Raw genomic sequence first — 17,939 nt, 5'->3', positions numbered from 1 at the left:
CGGTCAGTGGGCGTGCAGGGCGGCGTTCAGGGTGATGCCCGAACCGGTGCGGGGCAGGGCCTCCACCGCGCCCGACTGCGAGTTGCGGCGCAGCAGGATCCCGTTGGAGCCCGACAGCTCCGCCGCCTTGACCACCGTGCCGTCGGGCAGTGTCACCCGCGTGCCCGCGGTCACATACAGGCCCGCCTCCACCACGCAGTCGTCGCCCAGCGAGATGCCGATGCCCGCGTTGGCGCCCAGCAGGCAGCGCTCGCCGATCGAGATGACCTGCTTGCCGCCGCCCGACAGCGTCCCCATGATCGAGGCGCCGCCGCCGACGTCGGAGCCGTCGCCGACCACCACGCCCGCCGAGATGCGCCCCTCGACCATCGAGGTGCCCACCGTGCCGGCGTTGAAGTTCACGAAGCCCTCGTGCATGACGACCGTGCCCGACGCCAGGTGGGCGCCCAGCCGCACCCGGTCTGCGTCGGCGATCCGCACGCCCTCCGGCAGCACGTAGTCGACCATCCGCGGGAACTTGTCCACCCCGTACACCGTCACCACGCCCCTGGCCCGCAGGCGCAGCCGGGTGCGCTCGAAGCCGGGCACCGGGCACGGCCCGAAGTTGGTCCACACCACGTTGGCCAGCAGGCCGAACTGGCCGTCCAGGTTGACGCCGTGCGGCCGGACGAGCCGGTGGGAGAGCAGGTGCAGCCGCAGGTAGACGTCGTGCGCGTCGACCGGCGGCTCGGAGAGCTTGGCGACGCCCGTGCGCACCGCCACCACCTCGACGCCCCGCGCCGCGTCGCGGCCGGTCAGCGCGGCCAGCTCGCCGGCCTCCTCGGCGGAGATCCGCTCGGTGCCCGTCGCGGGCGGCTCGCCCAGCTCGGGAGCCGGGAACCAGGTGTCGAGAACGGTGCCGTCGTCGGCGATGGTGGCGAGGCCGACGCCGTACGCGCCGGTCGAGGTGGGATCGATTGCAGTCACGAGCCAAAAATACCGGGCGCCCGCTCAGCCCAAGGAGCCCAGGTCCGCCGAGAGCCACCGCTCGGGCCGCATCCGGAACGTCACCAGGACGTGCAGGTCCGAGCCGTGCACGTAGCCCGTCACCGCCTCCTGCGGCAGGTAGCGGGCGGCGATGCGGGTCAGCTCCTCGATCGTCGTGGGGTCGGAGCGCACCACCGGGCCCTCGACCGACACGTACCGGTAGGTCGGGCTGGCCCGCTGGACCAGCATCGTGAACCGGCCCGCCTTCGCCACCAGCCGCGCCTTGCGCGACTCGCTGTCGGTCAGGAACCTGATCTCGCCGCCGGGGCTGTAGTCGTACCAGACGGGCACGGCCAGCGGCGACCGCCCCGCGCCCGTCTCCACCGCCAGGCTGGCGATGTGCGGCTCGGCCAGGAACGTCTCCCGCTCGGTCACGCTCAACGGCATCCCCCGCCACCCCCGTCTCGTCCGTCGCAACTCGTCACAAGGGACTGTTCCCGGCGAACCGCCCGCGAAATCCCACCCGGCCGCCCCGCCGGCTCCTTGATCGCCTCGGCGCCCGCACCGGTGAAAACCACTCGCACCGCCGCCGAGGGGACGCCATCATCGACAGGCTGGCCACCCTCGGGCCGGTCGGGCCGGCCGGGTGGGTTCTTCGACGATGACGGGACATCGCCTTGGCAGACATCATCGAGCTCAACCGGCGGTCGGTGCGGGCCACCGTCGACCTGGTGAACACGATCAAGCCCGCCGACCTCGACCGGCCGACGCCCTGCGCCGGATGGGCCGTCCGCGATCTGCTGGAACACCAGATCGTGCAGAACCACGGCTTCGCCCTGGCGGCCTCGGGCGCGCGCTCGGAACTGGCGAGCTGGCAACCACGTCCCCTGGGCGAGGACCACGTGGCCGAGTACGCCGCCTCCGCGCAGGCCGTCGTCGCCGCCTTCGCCGCGGACGGCGTGCTCGACCGGGCCTTCCACCTGCCCGAGATCCGCGACGGCGGCCCGTTCCCGGCGGCCATGGCGATCGGCTTCCACTTCATCGACTGCGTCGTGCACGCCTGGGACTTCGCCAGGGCTCTCGGCGTGCCGCCCGGCATCGACGACGACCTCGCCGCGGCCGCGCTCCCGCTGGCCGCGCAGGTGCCTGACACGCCGGAATCGCGCGGTTCGGGGAAGGCGTTCCTGCCCGGCGTCGCTCCCGGCGGCGCTGCCACGGCCCTCGACCGGGTGGTCGCCCTGCTCGGCCGCTCGCCCTCCTGGACGCCCTGACCCGGTCAGCCTTTTCGGGCCTGCCCGTCGATCCGGCAGTCATGGGTGGGAAACGGAAAACCGCCCGGCCTACGAGGGGGCCGGGCGGTCAGGCCGGTGCCCCGGGTGGGATTCGAACCCACACTGTATGGATTTTGAGGCCATCGACTCTGCCGTTGGTCTACCGGGGCGACTTCGTCCGGTTGGTGATCTCGCAGCGTAATGCCCGAGGCCGCACCGGCGTGGATCTAATCTACCGGACGTCTGTACTCTTCTGCTCGTGAGTACGCAGCGGCGAGTAGTGATCGCGGAAGACGAGGCCCTGATCCGCCTCGACCTCAAGGAGATGCTCCAGGAGGACGGTTACGTCGTCGTGGGCGAGGCCGGTGACGGGGAGCAGGCGATCCAGCTCGCCGCCGACCTGCGGCCCGACCTCGTCATCCTCGACGTGAAGATGCCCGTGCTCGACGGCATCTCGGCGGCCGAGCGCATCGTGGCCGACCGGATCGCGCCGTGCCTGATCCTCACCGCTTTCTCCCAGCGTGACCTGGTGGAGCGGGCCCGCGACGCGGGGGCGATGGCCTACTTGGTGAAGCCGTTCACCAAGGCCGATCTGGTGCCGGCGATCGAGATGGCGGTCAGCAGGCACGAGGAGATGGTGGCGCTCAGCGCGGAGGTGTCCAGCCTTTCCGAGCGGCTGGAGACCCGCAAGCTGGTCGAGCGGGCCAAGGGTCAGTTGATGGCCCAGCACGGCTGGACGGAGCCGCAGGCGTTCCGGTGGATCCAGAAGGCGTCGATGGACCGGCGGCTGAGCATGCGGGAGGTTGCTCAGATCGTTATAGACGACGCGGCCGAGCGGGCATGAAAAGCGCCTATATCAGGTGATTTAGCCCCGCGGGTTGTGGCCCGGTCACGACTGGGCATCCAACCGGCTTCGGCTTCTTTCTGCGCAGGCGTCCCGGCGCATGCTGATGGGCGGACGGAAGGTCCGCTCATCTCGAACGGAGACGCTTTCGATGATCCGCATTTCCCGCGCGCTGGCCGTCGCTACAGCGGCGAGCCTGGCACTGGCGGCGTGTTCGACCGGCGGCACGACCGCCGGGACGGGCGCCACCGGCGCCGCGTCCGTGAAACCCTCCTCGGCCGCCGCGGTCAAGGGGGACGGCACGTTGACGATCGGCACCGTGCTGCCCCAGACGGGCAATCTCGCCTATCTGGGACCACCCGAGTTCGCCGGGGTCGACCTGGCGCTCAAGGAGATCAACGACGCCGGGGGAGTGCTCGGCAAGCCGGTGGCGAAGATCGACACCGACTCGGGCGACACCACGACCAACATCGCCTCGCAGTCGGTGGACAAACTGCTCGGCCAGAAGGCCGACGCGATCATCGGCGCGGCGTCCTCGTCGGTGTCGGAGTCGATCGTGGACAAGATCACGCGGGCCGGCGTGGTGCAGTTCTCGCCGGCCAACACCTCCGACAAGTTCACCACGATCAACGACCAGGGCCTGTACTTCCGCACGGCGCCGCCGGACAAGCTGCAGGGCCGCGTGCTGGGCGACCTGGTGGCCGCCGACGGCAACGACACGGTCGCCGTCCTGGCCATGCAGGACTCCTACGGCTCCGGCCTGGCCGACCAGGTGACCAAGACGGCAGAGGAGGCCGGCGCGAGCGTGGTCGAGCGGGTCGACTACGACCCCAAGGCGGCCGAGTTCTCCGCCGACGTGGCCAAGGTCAAGGCCAAGAACCCGAAGGCGATCGTGCTGATCGGCTTCGAGGAGACGGCGAAGGTCGTGCAGGAGCTGGTCAAGCAGGGCCTGACGGCCGACAAGGTCAAGTGGTACATGGTGGACGGCAACATGTCGAACTCCAACTACCTCAAGATGCCCAAGGGCACGCTCAAGGGCGTCAAGGGCACGATCCCGGGCGCCGCGGCCCCGGAGGCGTTCCAGAAGCGGCTGCTGACGGTGAACCCCAAGCTGACGAACTACACCTACGCGGCGGAGTCGTACGACGCGGCGACCCTGATCGCGCTGGCGGCCGAGGCGGCCAAGGACGACTCGGGCACCGCGCTGGCCCCCAAGCTGATCGAGGTCAGCAAGGGCGGCGAGAAGTGCCAGGACTTCAAGTCGTGCGCCGACCTGCTCAAGGCCGGCAAGGACATCGACTACGACGGCGTGAGCGGCCCGGTGGACTTCAACGACGCCGGTGACCCGTCGGTCGCGACGATCGGCGTCTACCAGTACGACAAGGACAACAAGTACGACGCGGCCAAGGCGCTCGAATATCGCAAGGGCAACATCGCCGGCTAGGCACTGGCGGGCCCACCAAGCCGGACAGCCCGCCATACAACCACCCCAGTCCCGAAATTTCGGGCTGGGGTGGTTCATATGGAGTCATGGCCGTAACGCTGATGAAACATGCAATTACAGAGGGTGATTGCGACATTACAAATTAGCATAAAAGTACCCGAAATCCCCACATCTCCCCGTCAAAGAGGCATGCTGAGCTCGGAAAACGCAGCGAGGGAGATCGTTCCCCCGCTGGGAATAAGGGGAGTCTCTTTTATGATCCGCATTGCTCCAGCAGGGCGCTTCCTGGCCGTCGCGGCAGCGGCGAGCCTGGCCCTGACGGCCTGTGGCGGCGGTGGCGACACGGCCGCGCAGCAGACCACGTCCGCGGCGCCGTCCTCGTCGGCCCCGGCCACCCAGACGGAGGCGGCCAAGGGCGACGGCACGCTCACGATCGGCACCGTGCTGCCCCAGACCGGCTCGCTGGCGTTCCTCGGCCCGCCCGAGTTCGCCGGCGTCGACCAGGCCGTCAAGGAGATCAACGACGCGGGCGGCGTGCTCGGCAAGCCGGTCACCAAGATCCACACGGACTCGGGTGACACCACCACGAACGTGGCCTCGCAGTCGGCGGACAAGCTGATCGCGCAGAAGGCCGACGCCATCATCGGCGCCGCCTCCTCGTCGGTGTCGGAGTCGATCATCGACAAGGTCACCGGTGCCGGCGTGGTGCAGTTCTCGCCCGCCAACACCTCTGACAAGTTCACCACCATCAGCGACCAGGGCCTGTACTTCCGTACCGCGCCCCCGGACAAGCTGCAGGGCCGCGTGCTGGGCGACCTGATCGCCGCCGACGGCAACGACACCATCGGCATCCTGGCCATGCAGGACTCCTACGGCTCCGGCCTGGCCGACCAGGTGACCAAGACCGCCGAGGCAGCCGGCGCCAGCGTCGTGGAGCGCGTGGACTACGACCCGAAGGCGGCCGAGTTCTCCGCGGACGTCGCCAAGATCAAGGCCAAGAACCCGAAGGCGATCGTGCTGATCGGCTTCGAGGAGGGCGCCAAGGTCATCCAGGAGCTGGTCAAGCAGGGCCTGACGGTCGACAAGGTCAAGTGGTACATGGTGGACGGCAACATGTCGAACACCAACTACCTCAAGATGCCCAAGGGCACGCTCAAGGGCGTCAAGGGCACGATCCCCGGCGCCGAGGCTCCGGAGGACTTCCGCAAGAAGCTCCTGGAGATCAATCCCAAGCTCGAGGACTACACCTACGCCGCCGAGTCCTACGACGCCGCGATCCTCATTGCCCTGGCGGCCGAGGCCGCCAAGGACGACAGCGGCAAGTCCATCGCCGCCAAGCTGCCCGAGGTCAGCAAGGGCGGCGAGAAGTGCAAGACCTTCAAGGAGTGCGCCGACCTGCTGAAGGCCGGCAAGGACATCGACTACGACGGCATCAGCGGCCCGATCGAGTTCAACGACGCCGGTGACCCCGCCGTGGCCACCATCGGCGTCTACCAGTACGGCGACGACAACAAGTACGCGTCCAAGGCCCTGGAGTACCGCACGGGCAACATCGAGGGCTGACCCTCACCCGCCGCCCAGGCCGCACACGCGCAACGAGTACTGGATCAACCGGTCCTGCAGCGGCTTGGGCGGCACCACGATCACCACCCGCTCGGGCCCGCCGTCCACGGTGGCCCGCACCGGGAACAGGAACGCCTTCTTGGCCTCGGCGAAGGCGTGCGGGTCGCAGCGGCCGGGGGTGAGCGTCACCGGCACCTCCGTCCGCTGCTGCCCGGCCTCCAGCACGGCCACGGGCCGCCCGCCGGCGTCCGGTGTGATGATGTAGTGCGTGGTGCCGTCGAGCTCGGTCAGCGTCACCTTGCCGGCGCCGCGCCGGGTGACCACCAGCTTGCCCCGCATCTCCTTGCCCACCTGCTTCCAGTCGGGCCCGAACTCGATGCCGGCGGCCTCCTTGATGAGGAATTCCGAGCATTCGTCCCGTAGCAGGCGGGTCAGCAGCGGGCTGGGGTGCGGCACCTTGAAGACCACCCGGCGCGGCTGCTCGCCGCCGGCGCGGATGTTGGCCACCACGGTGGCGGGCTGGAGCTGCGGCAGGCCCGCGGGCAGGCAGTTGGCCGCGCCGTAGGTGATGCGCAGGTCGGTGCGCTCCGTCCGCTTGATCGTGGCGTCCGTCTTTTCCGGCGGCAGTGTTTTGAACGACGGCGTCACGAGCTGGACGTCGGCGAAATACACGGGTATGCCGCTGGTATTACGGACGGCCACCTCCAGCGCGTGCACGGGCTCGTCGGAACGCCATTGCTCCAGCGTGACCGATACGCCGGCGGGAGGATCCGAGGAAGGCGGCGGGGGCGGCGGCGACGAGGCGCACCCGGCAAGAAGGACCACCGTGAACAGGACTGGCGTAAAACGCTTCACCCGTCGCACATTAAGCCTGCTAGCGCAGGTCCGTAAGTTGAGGACTGATTACGACTCCGCATCCAAGTGCCGACAGTTCACCCCGCCATCTGGTTCGAGTACACGGCGATTTTGTACGTTTCCGTCATTCGATCGGGAGCGCTCGGCGGTGCTGACGATCCCGGCCTGGAAATGAAGGAGACACTTCATGATCCGCATTGCTCCCGTGGGACGGGCGCTGGCCGTCGCGGCCGCCACCAGCTTGGCCCTGACGGCCTGCGGCGGTGGCGGCAGCAACACCGCCACGCAGTCCTCGCAGCCGGCCGCGCCATCCTCGTCGGCTCCCGCGGCCAAGGGCGACGGCACCCTCACGATCGGTACGCTGCTGCCCCAGACCGGTTCGCTCGCCTTCCTCGGCCCGCCCGAGTTCGCCGGCGTCGACCTGGCCATCAAGGAGATCAACGAGGCCGGGGGCGTGCTGGGCAAGCCCGTCACCAAGTACGACACCGACTCGGGCGACACCACCACGAACATCGCCTCCCAGTCGGTGGACAAGCTGCTGGCCCAGAAGGCCGACGCCATCATCGGCGCGGCGTCCTCCTCGGTGTCGGAGTCGGTGATCGACAAGATCACGGGCGCGGGCGTCATCCACTTCTCGCCCGCCAACACCTCCGACAAGTTCACCACGATCGAGGACAAGGGCCTGTACTTCCGCACCTCGCCGCCCGACAAGCTGCAGGGCCGCGTGCTCGGCGACCTGGTGGTGTCCGACGGCAACGACACCGTCGGCATCCTGGCGATGCAGGACTCCTACGGCACCGGCCTGGCCGACCAGGTGCAGAAGACGGTCACCGACGGCGGCGGCGAGGTCGTCGAGCGCGTCGACTACGACCCCAAGGCCGCCGACTTCTCCGCCGACGTGGCGAAGATCAAGGCCAAGAACCCCAAGGGCATCGTCCTGATCGGGTTCGAGGAGACCGCCAAGGTCATCCAGGAGCTGGTCAAGCAGGGCCTGCCGGCCGACAAGCACAAGTGGTACATGGTCGACGGCAACACCTCCAACACGAACTACATCAAGATGCCCAAGGGCACGCTTGAGGGCGTCAAGGGCACCATCCCGGGCGCGGCCGCTCCGGAGGAGTTCCAGAAGAAGCTCCTCGGCATCAACCCCAAGCTGGAGGACTACAGCTACGCCCCCGAGTCCTACGACGCGATGAACCTGCTCGCCCTGGCCGCCGAGGCCGCCAAGAGCGACGCGGGCACCGACATCGCCGCCAAGCTGGCCGAGGTCAGCAAGGGCGGCGAGAAGTGCAAGGACTTCAAGAGCTGCGTCGACCTGCTCAAGGCCGGCAAGGACATCGACTACGACGGCGTGAGCGGCCCGGTCGAGTTCAACGACGCCGGTGACCCCGCCGTGGCCACCATCGGCATCTACCAGTACGGCAAGGACAACAAGTACGCCACCAAGGCGCTGGAGTACCGCACCGGCAACATCGCCGGCTGATCGGCCTCCCGCAGCACCCTTCGAGAAGGGCCCGGTCCGCGCGGACCGGGCCCTTCCGTCATGCGCAGCCGGCCACGATCTGGTCGGCGGCGGCCCGGTACTGCCGCAGCAACGCGACCTGCCGCGCGTGCGGCACGTCGTTCCTGGACAGGCCCGCGGTGGCCGCCTCGACGCTCTGGACGGCGTCGTGCAGCGAGGCCGGCAGCCGGTCGCCGAACTGGAGCGTGATGCCGCGCAGCTCGGCCAGCCGGCCGATGACGGCGTCCTCGAAGTACTGCTGCTCCTCCTGGCCCTTCGGCTTGAGCATCAGGCCGGCGTACCCGATGGCCGAGACCACGCGCGCGCACGGGCTGTCGGTCGGGTCGCCGCCGGTGCTGTACCGCTGCGCCGAGGAGGCGTCCTCCTGGCAGCCGACGAGCAGGACGGGCAGGACGAGCGCCACTGTCAGCATTCGTTTCACAGCGTTCATTAAAAAACGGAGAAGGGACCCCGGGGGAGCCCCTTCTCCGTTCGATTCGGTTACGCCTTGGCCAGCGTGCCCAGGTACAGCTCGATGACCTTGGGGTCGTTGGCGAGCTGCCTGCCGGTGCCGGTGTAGGCGTTGCGGCCCTGGTCGAGCACGTAGCCGCGGTGGCAGATCTGCAGGCAGCGGCGGGCGTTCTGCTCCACCATGATCACCGTCACGCCCGCCTTGTTGATCTGCTGGGCCTGGATGAAGACCAGGTCCTGGAGCTTGGGCGACAGGCCCGCCGACGGCTCGTCCAGCAGCAGCACCGACGGCTCGGTCATGAGCGCCCTGGCCATGGCCACCATCTGCCGCTCACCGCCGGACAGGGAGCCCGCGCGCTGCTTGCGCCGCTCCTTGAGCGCCGGGAAGAGCTCGGCGACGAACTCGAAGCGCTCCTTGAACTTGCCGGGCACCTGGAAGGCGCCCATCTCCAGGTTCTCCTCGATGGTGAGGCTGGGGAAGACGTTGTTGGTCTGCGGCACGTAGCCGACGCCGCGGGAGACCAGCGAGTGCGCCTTCATGTTCGTGATGTTCTCACCCTTGAGCAGCACCGTGCCGCTGCGGATGTTGACCAGCCCGAACATGGCCTTCAGCAGCGTCGACTTGCCGGCGCCGTTGGGGCCGATGATGCCGATCAGCTCGCCCTCTTTGACGTAGAGGTCGGAGCCGTTGAGGATGTTGACGCCCGGCAGGTAGCCGGCGATCAGCTCGTCGCACCGCAGCACGGCGTCTTCGGCGCCCTCCAGGTGCGCAGTGCGGTCGGTGACGGCCGCCTGCGACTCGGGGGCGGCCTCGGGGGCGTCGCTCACTTCTGCGTCTCCTCTTCGATCTCGGCCTCCAGGGCCGCCTCGGCCTCGTGGAGCTGCGACTCCAGTTCGGTGTCCGAGAGCGGGGCGTCGTGGTGGGCGCCGAGGTAGGCGTCGATCACGCGCTCGTCCGACATGATCGTGTCGGGCGGGCCCTCGGCGATCACGGCGCCCTGCGCCATGACGATCACCCAGTCGCTGATGTCGCGGACCATGTCCATGTCGTGCTCGACGAACAGCACCGTCATGCCCTGCTCGCGCAGGTCCTTGACGTGGCCGAGCAGCGACTGGGTCAGGGCCGGGTTCACCCCCGCCATGGGCTCGTCCAGCATGACCAGCTCCGGCTGGACCATGAGGGCGCGGGCCATCTCCAGCAGCTTGCGCTGGCCGCCGGACAACGAGCCGGCGAAGTCGTCCCGCTTGGCGCCGAGCTTGAAGCGTTCGAGGAGCTCCTCGGCGCGGGCGGTGATCTCGTCCTCCTGGCCGCGCCACATCGACGGGATGAGCGCCCGCCAGAACGTCTCGCCCTTCTGCCGCTGGGCGCCCAGGCGCATGTTCTCCATGACGGTCAGGCGGGACAGCGCTTTGGTGAGCTGGAAGGTGCGCACCATGCCGGCGCGGGCGACCTTGTGGGCCGGCACCCCGCTCATGCTGCGCCCGTTTAACGTCCACGAGCCGGAGTCGGCCGTGTCGAAGCCGGTGAGCTGGTTGAAGAAGGTCGTCTTGCCGGCGCCGTTGGGGCCGATCAGCGCGGTGATGGAACCCCGCTGGATCTCGACGTGGCCGACCTCGACCGCGGTCAGGCCGCCGAAGCGGCGCACGACGTTGTCGACGGTGAGGATCGGGTCCGGCTTCGGCACGCCCGGGTCGCGGGCCAGGTCCTTGAAGGCGGCCAGCGCCGCGGCCTTGCGCTCGGTGGCCGTGGTTTCAGCGTGCATTGATTGCTATCTCCCTCTTGTCGCCGAAGATGCCCTGTGGCCGGAAGATGAGCAACAGGACGAGACCCAGGCCGACCAGGATCCAGCGGACGGCGCCCACCTGATTCGTGTCCATGAAGGTGATGATCCCGGCGCCGACGGCCTCGGACAGCACGCCGTAGATCAGGACGAGCAGCACCCAGAAGATCGACGCGCCCACGACGGGACCGAGCACGCGGGCGGCGCCGCCGAGGATGACCATCGTGTACGCGTAGAACGTGGTCTCGGTGCCGAAGATGTCGGGCTGGACCGAGGCGTAGGCCAGGCCGTAGATGAAGCCGCCCAGGCAGCCCACGACGCCGCCCAGGATGAGCGACTGCATCTTGTAGGAGAAGACGTTCTTGCCGAGGCTGCGCACGGCGTCCTCGTCCTCGCGGATGGCCTTGAGCACACGGCCCCACGGGCTCTTCATCAGCAGGTAGACCAGCCCGCAGCACAGGGCGATGAGCACCCAGCCGACGGTCAGCACCCACAACACCCGGTGGTTGAAGAACAGGGGGATGGAACCGAGGTTGAAGCCGTACTGGCCCTCGGGGTAGGGGTTGAGCGCGTAGAAGCCGTCGGAGAAGCCGCGCTGGCCGTCCGAGCCGCCGAAGACGCTCTTGAACGCCACCGAGCGGAACACCAGCCGGACGATCTCGGCCGCCGCGATGGTCACGATGGCCAGGTAGTCGGCGCGCAGCTGGAGGGTCGGGATGCCGAGCAGGATCGCCAGGAGCACCGCGGCGAGCAGGCCGACGATGATGCCGACCCAGAACGGCAGGCCCATGACGGTGACGGTGACGGCCAGGCCGTAGCCGGCCACGCCCATGAACGCCGCCTGGCCGAAGTTGAGCAGGCCGGTGTAGCCGAATTGGATGTTGATGCCGATCGCGGCGAGCGCGTACAGCACGGTCTCGACGCCGACCGCGGACTTCAGCGTCGTGCTGATGATCGTGATCCAGTCCATTCTGATCCTCCCCCGATCAGCCGATTCGCTCGCGGCGGCCCAGGATGCCCTGGGGCCGGACGAGGAGCACGATGATGAGCACGACCAGCGCGCCGACGCTCTTGAGCTCCGGCGGCACCCACAGGGTGGAGACCTGGATGAACAGGCCGACCACCAGCGAGCCGACCAGCGCGCCGAAGGCGGTGCCGAGCCCGCCGAGCGTGACGCCGGCGAAGATGAGCAGCAGGATGTCCTGGCCCATCGTGTACTTCAGGTTCTGGGAGAGCCCGAGCATGATGCCGGCCAGCGCCGCGATGGCGCCGCCCAGGGTCCAGATGATCCGGATGACCCGGTCGACGTTGATGCCGGACGAGGCCGCGAGCGCGGGGTTGTCCGACACGGCCCTGGCCGCCTTGCCGGTACGGGTGCGCAGCAGCGCGAAGCCGACCAGGAGCAGCACGGCCAGCTCGATGCCCATCGCCACGAAGTTCTTGGGCGCCGCGGAGATCGGCCCGAACTCGATGCCCGGCTGGGCCGTGTACTGGGCGTAGGCCTCGTTCTGGCCGCCGAAGAAGATCAGCATGACGTAGCGCATGACCAGCGCGACGCCGATGGAGACGATCATCATGGCGACGATGCCGGTGCCGCGTTTGCGCAGCTGGCCCCAGAAGAGGCGGTCCTGGGCGTAGCCGAACGCGCCGCCCAGCGCCACGGCGAGCACCGCGGCGGGTATGAGATGGAGGCCGAAGCCCACGTTGAACATGTACGCCAGCACCGCGCCGAGCGTGACCAGCTCGCCGTGGGCGAAGTTGGTCAGGCCGGTCGTGCCGTAGATCAGCGACAGGCCGAGCGCGGCCAGGGCGATGATCAGCCCGAGGTTGAGGCCCTCGAAGGCGAGCTGCGCCGCGGTGTCCCAGACGCTGCTCTCCCCGCTCCCGTCGTCTCCCTGCGGCTGCCCGGCGACACCCTTGGCCTGCAACGCGAACAGCACGGTCGAGCAGTTGCCCTCGAAGACGGTCGGCGTGCGCACGTTGCTGCCACCGCGCACCTCGGCGTTCTTCGGAAGGGAGTTCGGGTCAAGGGTGACCTTGAACTTGCCCTTGTCGGTAGGAACTTCCCACGTGCCCTGTGCGTTGGTTGTGACCTCCTTGACGGGTTGTCCGCCCTCGGTGGTCACGACGATTTTGACGCCGTTCACTGGCTGGCCTTGGAGTTTGAGCGTCCCCTTCAAACCCTGGCATCCGGCCGGCCCCGCCTGCGCGGGACTGGCCAGCAGGAAGATGAGTCCACCCAGGAAGGCCGTGAACGCGATCACGGCTCTGCGCAATGGTGCTCCCTCAAATAGGTCAAGGCGGGGTTGTACCCCTCCATCTCGACACGCGAGCATCGCAGGCACAACTGGGATGCAATGGCGGGAGCTTATTCCGCAGACGCCCGTTTCAGTATGGTTCGTCACCAATTAGTGACATGCGTGTGCCACACATGTGAGCAAACAACGCGGCAGGTCAGGGGCTAAATGAGGGAAGACGCCTGGCTTGCGCCGAAAACGAAACGGTAACGATGGGGAGAAAACGTGGACGAGCCCGCGGAGCGGCCTTTGGGGCCATGTAAGGCTTCCCCGGCCGTACACGTTATCTACCGGGCCTCCCCGCGGGCTCTGTTCGGACAACCGTAGCGATCGTTGGGGCCGCTGCGCAAAGGTTCGGTCAAAGTGACGTCAGGGGCGCTGGTCGCGCAGCATGCACGTCAGCCTGGAGGTGCACACCCGCCGTCCCTCCTCGTCGGTGATCTCGATGTCGTACGTCGCCAAAGTGCGTCCGCCGTGCAACCGCGTCGCGACCCCCGTCACGTACCCGGAGGTCGCCGAGCGGTGGTGGGTGGCGTTGATCTCGATGCCGACGGCGATGCGGCCGGGGCCGGCGTGGATCGCCGCGGCCACCGAGCCCAGCGTCTCGGCCAGCACCGCCGACGCGCCGCCGTGCAGCAGGCCGTAGGGCTGGGTGTTGCCCTCGACCGGCATCCTGCCGACGACGCGCTCGGGCCCGGCCTCGACGAACTCGATGCCCATGCGGTGGGCCAGCGTGCCTTCGTGCACCGCGCCGTACGCGGAGAAGTCCAGCGGATCGGTCTGCGTCAAGGGGATGTCTCCACTCTTCCGAGCTCGGGTTTTCTGTCGTTGACGCAGACTAGGCTGCGTACGTGCCGAAGAGTGAAGTGACCCCCAGCCGCCCGTGCCTGTTGCTGCTTGACGGGCATTCCCTGGCCTACCGCGCCTTCTACGCGCTCAAAGACGCCAACCTCATGACCACCGACGGTCAGCACACCGAGGCGGTCTACGGGTTCACCTCGATGCTGACGAACATCCTGCGCGACGAGCAGCCGACCCACGTGGCGGTGGCCTTCGACCGGTCGGAGCCGACGTTCCGCCACGAGGAGTACTCCGACTACAAGGCCAACCGGAGCGAGACCCCCGAAGACTTCCGCGGCCAGATGCAGCTCATCTACGAGCTGCTCGACACGCTGCGCATCCCGCACCTGTCCAAGGCGGGCTTCGAGGCCGACGACCTCATCGCCACCCTGGCCACCCGCGCGGCCGCCGAGGGCATGAACGTCCTGATCGTCACCGGCGACCGTGACGCCCTGCAACTCGTCGACGAGCACGTCACCGTGCTGATGACGCGCCGCGGCATCAGCGACATGACCAGGTTCACCCCCGAGGCGGTCGAGGAGAAGTACGGCCTGACCCCGGCCCAGTACCCCGACTTCGCCGCCCTGCGCGGCGACCCCAGCGACAACCTGCTGTCCATCCCCAGCGTCGGCGAGAAGACCGCGGCCAAGTGGGTGCGCGAGTTCGGCTCCCTCACCGCGCTGGTCGACCGCGTCGACGAGGTCAAGGGCAAGGTCGGCGACAAGCTGCGCGAGCACGTCGCCCAGGTGCTGATGAACCGCCGCCTGACCGAGCTGCTGCGCGACGTGCCGCTCGACGTCGAGCTCGGCGACCTCACCCAGGGCGCGTGGGAGCGCGAGGAGATCAACAAGCTGTTCGACACCCTGCAGATCCGCGGCGAGCTGCGCGAGCGCGTCTTCAAGGTGCTCGGCACCGGCGAGGCCGAGCCCGAGCAGGGCTTCGAGGTCGAGACCGTCATCCTCGGCCCCGACCGGGTGGCCGGCTGGCTGGCGGCGCTCCCGCAGGGCCGCGCCGGGCTGGCCTTCAAGGGCTCCTACGGCAGCGGCTCGGGCCGCATCGACGGCATCGCCGTCGCGTCGCCCGACGGCACCGCCGCGCACATCGACCCCGTCAAGCTCACCGAGGCCGACGAGGCGGCGCTGCGAGCCTGGCTGGGCGACGAGAGCAGGCCCAAGGCCGTCCACGACGCCAAGGGGCCGATCCTGGCCCTGTGGGCCCAGGGCATGGAGCTGCGCGGCCTGAGCTGCGACACCGCGCTGGCCGCCTACCTCGCCATGCCGGGCCAGCGCACGTTCGCACTGGAAGACCTGGCCAGGCGCTACCTCCACCGCGACCTGCGGGCCGAGGAGGAGTCCGGCGGCCAGGCCGCCCTGTTCGGCGACGACGAGGACGCGCCGGCCAAAGACCTCGCGCTGCGCGCCCACGCCGTGCGCGAGCTGGCCGACTCCCTGGAGGGCTTCCTGGCCGGCCGCGGCGGCACCCAGCTCCTGGCCGACGTCGAGCTGCCGCTGCTGTCGGTGCTGGCCGAGATGGAGCGGGCCGGCATCGCCGTCGACAGCGAATACTTCGCGGGCCTGGAGGCCGAGTTCGGCGCCGCCGTCAAGCACGCCGTGGAGGAGGCCCACCGCTCCGTCGGCGAGCAGTTCAACCTGGGCTCGCCCAAGCAGCTCCAGGAGATCCTGTTCACCCGGCTCAACCTGCCGAAGACCAAGAAGATCAAGACCGGCTACAGCACCGACGCCGACCAGCTCGCCTGGCTCGCCACCCAGACCGAGCACGAGCTGCCGACGATCATGCTGCGCCACCGCGACCAGCAGAAGCTGCGCACCACGGTCGAGGGCCTGATCAAGGAGGTCGGCGACGACGGGCGCATCCACACCACGTTCAACCAGATCATCGCCGCCACCGGCCGCCTGTCGTCGGAGAAGCCCAACCTGCAGAACATCCCGATCCGCACCGCCGAGGGCCGCCGCATCCGGCAGGGCTTCGTGGTCGGCGAGGGCTACGAGCGGCTGCTGACGGCCGACTACAGCCAGATCGAGCTGCGCATCATGGCCCACCTGTCCGGCGACGAGTCGCTGATCGAGGCCTTCGAGTCCGGCCACGACTTCCACCAGGCCACCGCGGCCCGGGTGTTCGACCTGCCGCCCGAGCAGATCGACAGCGAGCTGCGGGCGCGCATCAAGGCGATGAACTACGGCCTGGCCTACGGCCTGTCCGACTTCGGCCTGTCCGGGCAGCTCAACATCCCGGTCTCGGAGGCGCGGGCGCTGAAGGAGGAGTACTTCACCGAGTTCGGCGGCGTGCGCGACTTCCTGCAGGCCATCGTGGCCCAGGCGCGCACCGACGGCTACACCGAGACGATCATGGGCCGCCGCCGCTACCTGCCCGACCTGACCAGCGACAACCGCCAGCGCAGGGAGATGGCCGAGCGCATGGCGCTCAACGCCCCCATCCAGGGCTCGGCGGCCGACATCATCAAGGTCGCCATGCTCCACGTCCACCAGGCCATCGCCGAGGAGGGGCTGGCCTCGCGGATGTTGCTGCAGGTCCACGACGAGCTGGTGTTCGAGGTCGCGCCGGGCGAGCTGGAGACGCTGCGGCAGCTCGTGTGCGACCAGATGAACGCCGCCTACCACCTGCGCGTTCCGCTGGAGGTCTCGGTGGGCGTCGGGCGTACGTGGCAGGACGCCGGCCACTGACGATGTTTATCCCGACACGGCGGGGCAGTCCGACATATCGCGAACGGCGTGGCCCCGCCGTCTCCGGGGCTTCTCGTCTACGCTGAAGACAGTTTTGGCCGAGATGCCGGGAGTTTTGTGCGGGTACCAGCGTCCTTCACGCGGATCATCGCAATCGCGAACGTGGCCGTGGTGACCGTGGCCGTCGTCGGGCTGAGTCTCTTACCCGACGGTGAGACTCCTACTACCCAGGCGTCGGCCCGGGTCGGCGTGATCGCCCCCGTCTCACCCCCGCAGGGGCAGCCCCAGGACACCTCCCAGCCTCCGGGCGTGGTCGCCACCCCCGGCTTCGCCCGGCAGGTGCGCGCCAACGAGGCGGGCATGGTGCCGATCATCATGTACCACCGGATCCTGCGCAAGCGCGTGGCCTCCATCGACCGCACCCCCGCCCAGCTCAGGCAGGAGCTGGAGAAGCTGGCCAGGCAGGGCTACGTGCCCATCACGGCCAGGGAGTTCGCCACCGGCGACATCCGGGTGCCGGCCGGGCGCTTCCCGGTCGTGCTGACGTTCGACGACGGTCATCCGAGCCACTTCGCGCTCGACGACGCGGGCAACCCCGAGCCCGACACCGCCGTCGGCGTGATCCTCGACGTGGCCGCCCGATACCCCTCGTTCCGGCCGGCCGCGACGTTCTGGATCAACCGTGAGCCGTTCGGGCTGCGCGACCCGGAGCGGCAGGCGGCCGCGGTGCGGTGGCTGGTCGATCACGGCTTCGAGGTCGCCAACCACACCTGGTCCCATCCGGACCTGCGGCGGCTGGGCAAGAAGAAGGTGCGCGAGCAGATCGTCCGGCTGGAGCGTCTGCTCAAGAAGCTGGGGGCGCCGCCGGACAGGACCCTGGCCCTGCCGTACGGGTCGCTGCCGCGGCCCAAGAAGCTCGCCCGTACCGGCTCCTGGGACGGGACCCGCTATGATTTCGCGGGCGTGTTCCTCGCCGGGGCCCAGCCGTCCCTTTCGCCCTTCGCGAAAGAGTTCGACCGTGGGGCGATCCAGCGGATCCAGAGCAACGGCAAGCGGGGAGAGTGCCGCAAGTGGTGCTCGCAGTACTGGCTGGAGTGGCTGAACAAGCACCCCGGCGAGCGCTACGTCTCGGACGGCGATCCCACGCGGATCTCCGTCCCGCGCGGACTACGGGGTAATATCAACCCCAAGCGGGAGTCCCAGATCATCGCGTACTGATGTGCCTCCGGATTGACCCCGTGGCCAAGGTCTCATATGCTGATCGCTGCGCTGTGGGCTCGCGCGCGCCTCAGACGGAGCGGGCTCGCGCTCGGTCACGTCGATGTCGTAATTCCTCGGCTTGATGCGGAAGAGGGCCTGCCGCGCATCCGCCACATCGACATCCTGTCCGCGTTCGGAGCAATT

Annotated in this window: 16 protein-coding genes and 1 tRNA gene; 7 read left to right on the top strand and 10 right to left on the bottom strand. The window is 68.8% G+C overall.

Annotation, left to right across the window (positions count from 1 at the left end; genetic code table 11):
• Positions 1-3 precede the first annotated feature (3 nt).
• Both dapD and AB0J71_RS30530 read right to left on the bottom strand, forming a co-directional pair.
• Positions 4-966: a 2,3,4,5-tetrahydropyridine-2,6-dicarboxylate N-succinyltransferase gene (dapD, locus tag AB0J71_RS30535; protein ID WP_352327602.1), complete on the bottom strand. Its 963-nt coding sequence runs from the start codon at positions 964-966 to the stop codon at positions 4-6.
• Positions 967-990: 24 nt separating this feature from the next.
• Positions 991-1,413 carry a pyridoxamine 5'-phosphate oxidase family protein gene (locus AB0J71_RS30530; protein WP_352327601.1) on the bottom strand — a complete coding sequence of 141 codons (423 nt, stop codon included), beginning with the start codon at positions 1,411-1,413 and terminating at the stop codon, positions 991-993.
• A 230-nt stretch (positions 1,414-1,643) separates the two neighbouring features.
• On the opposite strand from AB0J71_RS30530, the gene AB0J71_RS30525 reads away from it, so the two are divergent.
• Positions 1,644-2,237 (top strand): TIGR03086 family metal-binding protein, encoded by a 594-nt coding sequence (locus AB0J71_RS30525; protein WP_364417216.1) that lies wholly within the window; start codon positions 1,644-1,646, stop codon positions 2,235-2,237.
• Positions 2,238-2,334: 97 nt separating this feature from the next.
• Here AB0J71_RS30525 and AB0J71_RS30520 read toward each other — a convergent pair.
• A tRNA-Leu gene (locus tag AB0J71_RS30520) sits at positions 2,335-2,407 on the bottom strand.
• A gap of 89 nt (positions 2,408-2,496) precedes the next feature.
• Between AB0J71_RS30520 and AB0J71_RS30515 the strand changes: the two genes are divergently transcribed.
• The 3 genes from AB0J71_RS30515 (at position 2,497) to AB0J71_RS30505 (ending at position 6,088) form a co-directional block, all read left to right on the top strand.
• Complete coding sequence (locus tag AB0J71_RS30515; RefSeq protein WP_352327599.1) at positions 2,497-3,081, top strand: response regulator; 585 nt, start codon at positions 2,497-2,499, stop codon at positions 3,079-3,081.
• Between the two features lie 151 nt (positions 3,082-3,232).
• Entirely contained in the window at positions 3,233-4,525 is a 1,293-nt protein-coding gene (locus AB0J71_RS30510; protein WP_364417214.1) for an ABC transporter substrate-binding protein, read from the top strand.
• A 255-nt stretch (positions 4,526-4,780) separates the two neighbouring features.
• Complete coding sequence (locus tag AB0J71_RS30505) at positions 4,781-6,088, top strand: ABC transporter substrate-binding protein (RefSeq protein ID WP_364390631.1); 1,308 nt, start codon at positions 4,781-4,783, stop codon at positions 6,086-6,088.
• A gap of 3 nt (positions 6,089-6,091) precedes the next feature.
• Here AB0J71_RS30505 and AB0J71_RS30500 read toward each other — a convergent pair whose 3' ends face one another.
• Positions 6,092-6,760 (bottom strand): hypothetical protein, encoded by a 669-nt coding sequence (locus tag AB0J71_RS30500; protein ID WP_364417212.1) that lies wholly within the window; start codon positions 6,758-6,760, stop codon positions 6,092-6,094.
• 370 nt (positions 6,761-7,130) lie between these two features.
• Between AB0J71_RS30500 and AB0J71_RS30495 the strand changes: the two genes are divergently transcribed.
• Positions 7,131-8,426: an ABC transporter substrate-binding protein gene (locus AB0J71_RS30495; RefSeq protein WP_364390629.1), complete on the top strand. Its 1,296-nt coding sequence runs from the start codon at positions 7,131-7,133 to the stop codon at positions 8,424-8,426.
• Between the two features lie 58 nt (positions 8,427-8,484).
• On the opposite strand, the gene AB0J71_RS30490 is transcribed toward AB0J71_RS30495, so the two are convergent.
• The 6 genes from AB0J71_RS30490 to AB0J71_RS30465 all read right to left on the bottom strand — a co-directional run bounded on the left by AB0J71_RS30490 (position 8,485) and on the right by AB0J71_RS30465 (position 13,764).
• The gene (locus AB0J71_RS30490) at positions 8,485-8,886 is read right to left on the bottom strand and encodes a hypothetical protein (RefSeq protein WP_352331021.1); all 402 of its coding nucleotides are present in this window, start codon (positions 8,884-8,886) and stop codon (positions 8,485-8,487) included.
• Between the two features lie 59 nt (positions 8,887-8,945).
• A complete protein-coding gene (locus AB0J71_RS30485) occupies positions 8,946-9,743 on the bottom strand; it encodes an ABC transporter ATP-binding protein (protein ID WP_352331023.1) in 798 nt (265 codons plus the stop codon).
• Positions 9,740-10,678 (bottom strand): ABC transporter ATP-binding protein, encoded by a 939-nt coding sequence (locus AB0J71_RS30480; RefSeq protein WP_364417210.1) that lies wholly within the window; start codon positions 10,676-10,678, stop codon positions 9,740-9,742. Before AB0J71_RS30480 ends, AB0J71_RS30485 begins: the two co-directional genes overlap by 4 nt.
• Positions 10,668-11,666, bottom strand: coding sequence for a branched-chain amino acid ABC transporter permease (locus AB0J71_RS30475; RefSeq protein WP_364390627.1), 999 nt, complete (start codon positions 11,664-11,666; stop codon positions 10,668-10,670). The genes AB0J71_RS30480 and AB0J71_RS30475 overlap by 11 nt, the downstream gene beginning before the upstream one ends.
• Before the next feature lie 16 nt (positions 11,667-11,682).
• Entirely contained in the window at positions 11,683-12,843 is a 1,161-nt protein-coding gene (locus AB0J71_RS30470; RefSeq protein WP_364417208.1) for a branched-chain amino acid ABC transporter permease, read from the bottom strand.
• Between the two features lie 519 nt (positions 12,844-13,362).
• Positions 13,363-13,764, bottom strand: a complete 402-nt coding sequence (locus AB0J71_RS30465; RefSeq protein WP_352328462.1) for a hotdog fold thioesterase — start codon at positions 13,762-13,764, stop codon at positions 13,363-13,365.
• A gap of 80 nt (positions 13,765-13,844) precedes the next feature.
• Here AB0J71_RS30465 and polA point away from each other — a divergent pair, with 80 nt between their 5' ends.
• A complete protein-coding gene (polA, locus tag AB0J71_RS30460) occupies positions 13,845-16,535 on the top strand; it encodes a DNA polymerase I (protein ID WP_352328459.1) in 2,691 nt (896 codons plus the stop codon).
• A 162-nt stretch (positions 16,536-16,697) separates the two neighbouring features.
• A complete protein-coding gene (locus AB0J71_RS30455) occupies positions 16,698-17,753 on the top strand; it encodes a polysaccharide deacetylase family protein (RefSeq protein WP_364417206.1) in 1,056 nt (351 codons plus the stop codon).
• Positions 17,754-17,939: the final 186 nt, after the last annotated feature.

The sequence above is a fragment of the Nonomuraea sp. NPDC049637 genome, from assembly GCF_040675235.1.
Classification (GTDB): Bacteria; Actinomycetota; Actinomycetes; order Streptosporangiales; family Streptosporangiaceae; genus Nonomuraea.
Note: the sequence above shows the minus strand (reverse complement) of the source record. Positions and strands in the feature narration are given on the sequence as shown.

Coding starts and splice junctions, on each gene's coding strand:
- AB0J71_RS30495 (WP_364390629.1), top strand. CDS start 7,131: ATGATCCGCATTGCTCCCGTGGGACGGGCGCTGGCCGTCGCGGCCGCC.
- AB0J71_RS30505 (WP_364390631.1), top strand. CDS start 4,781: ATGATCCGCATTGCTCCAGCAGGGCGCTTCCTGGCCGTCGCGGCAGCG.
- AB0J71_RS30480 (WP_364417210.1), bottom strand. CDS start 10,678: ATGCACGCTGAAACCACGGCCACCGAGCGCAAGGCCGCGGCGCTGGCC.
- AB0J71_RS30510 (WP_364417214.1), top strand. CDS start 3,233: ATGATCCGCATTTCCCGCGCGCTGGCCGTCGCTACAGCGGCGAGCCTG.
- AB0J71_RS30475 (WP_364390627.1), bottom strand. CDS start 11,666: ATGGACTGGATCACGATCATCAGCACGACGCTGAAGTCCGCGGTCGGC.
- AB0J71_RS30530 (WP_352327601.1), bottom strand. CDS start 1,413: ATGCCGTTGAGCGTGACCGAGCGGGAGACGTTCCTGGCCGAGCCGCAC.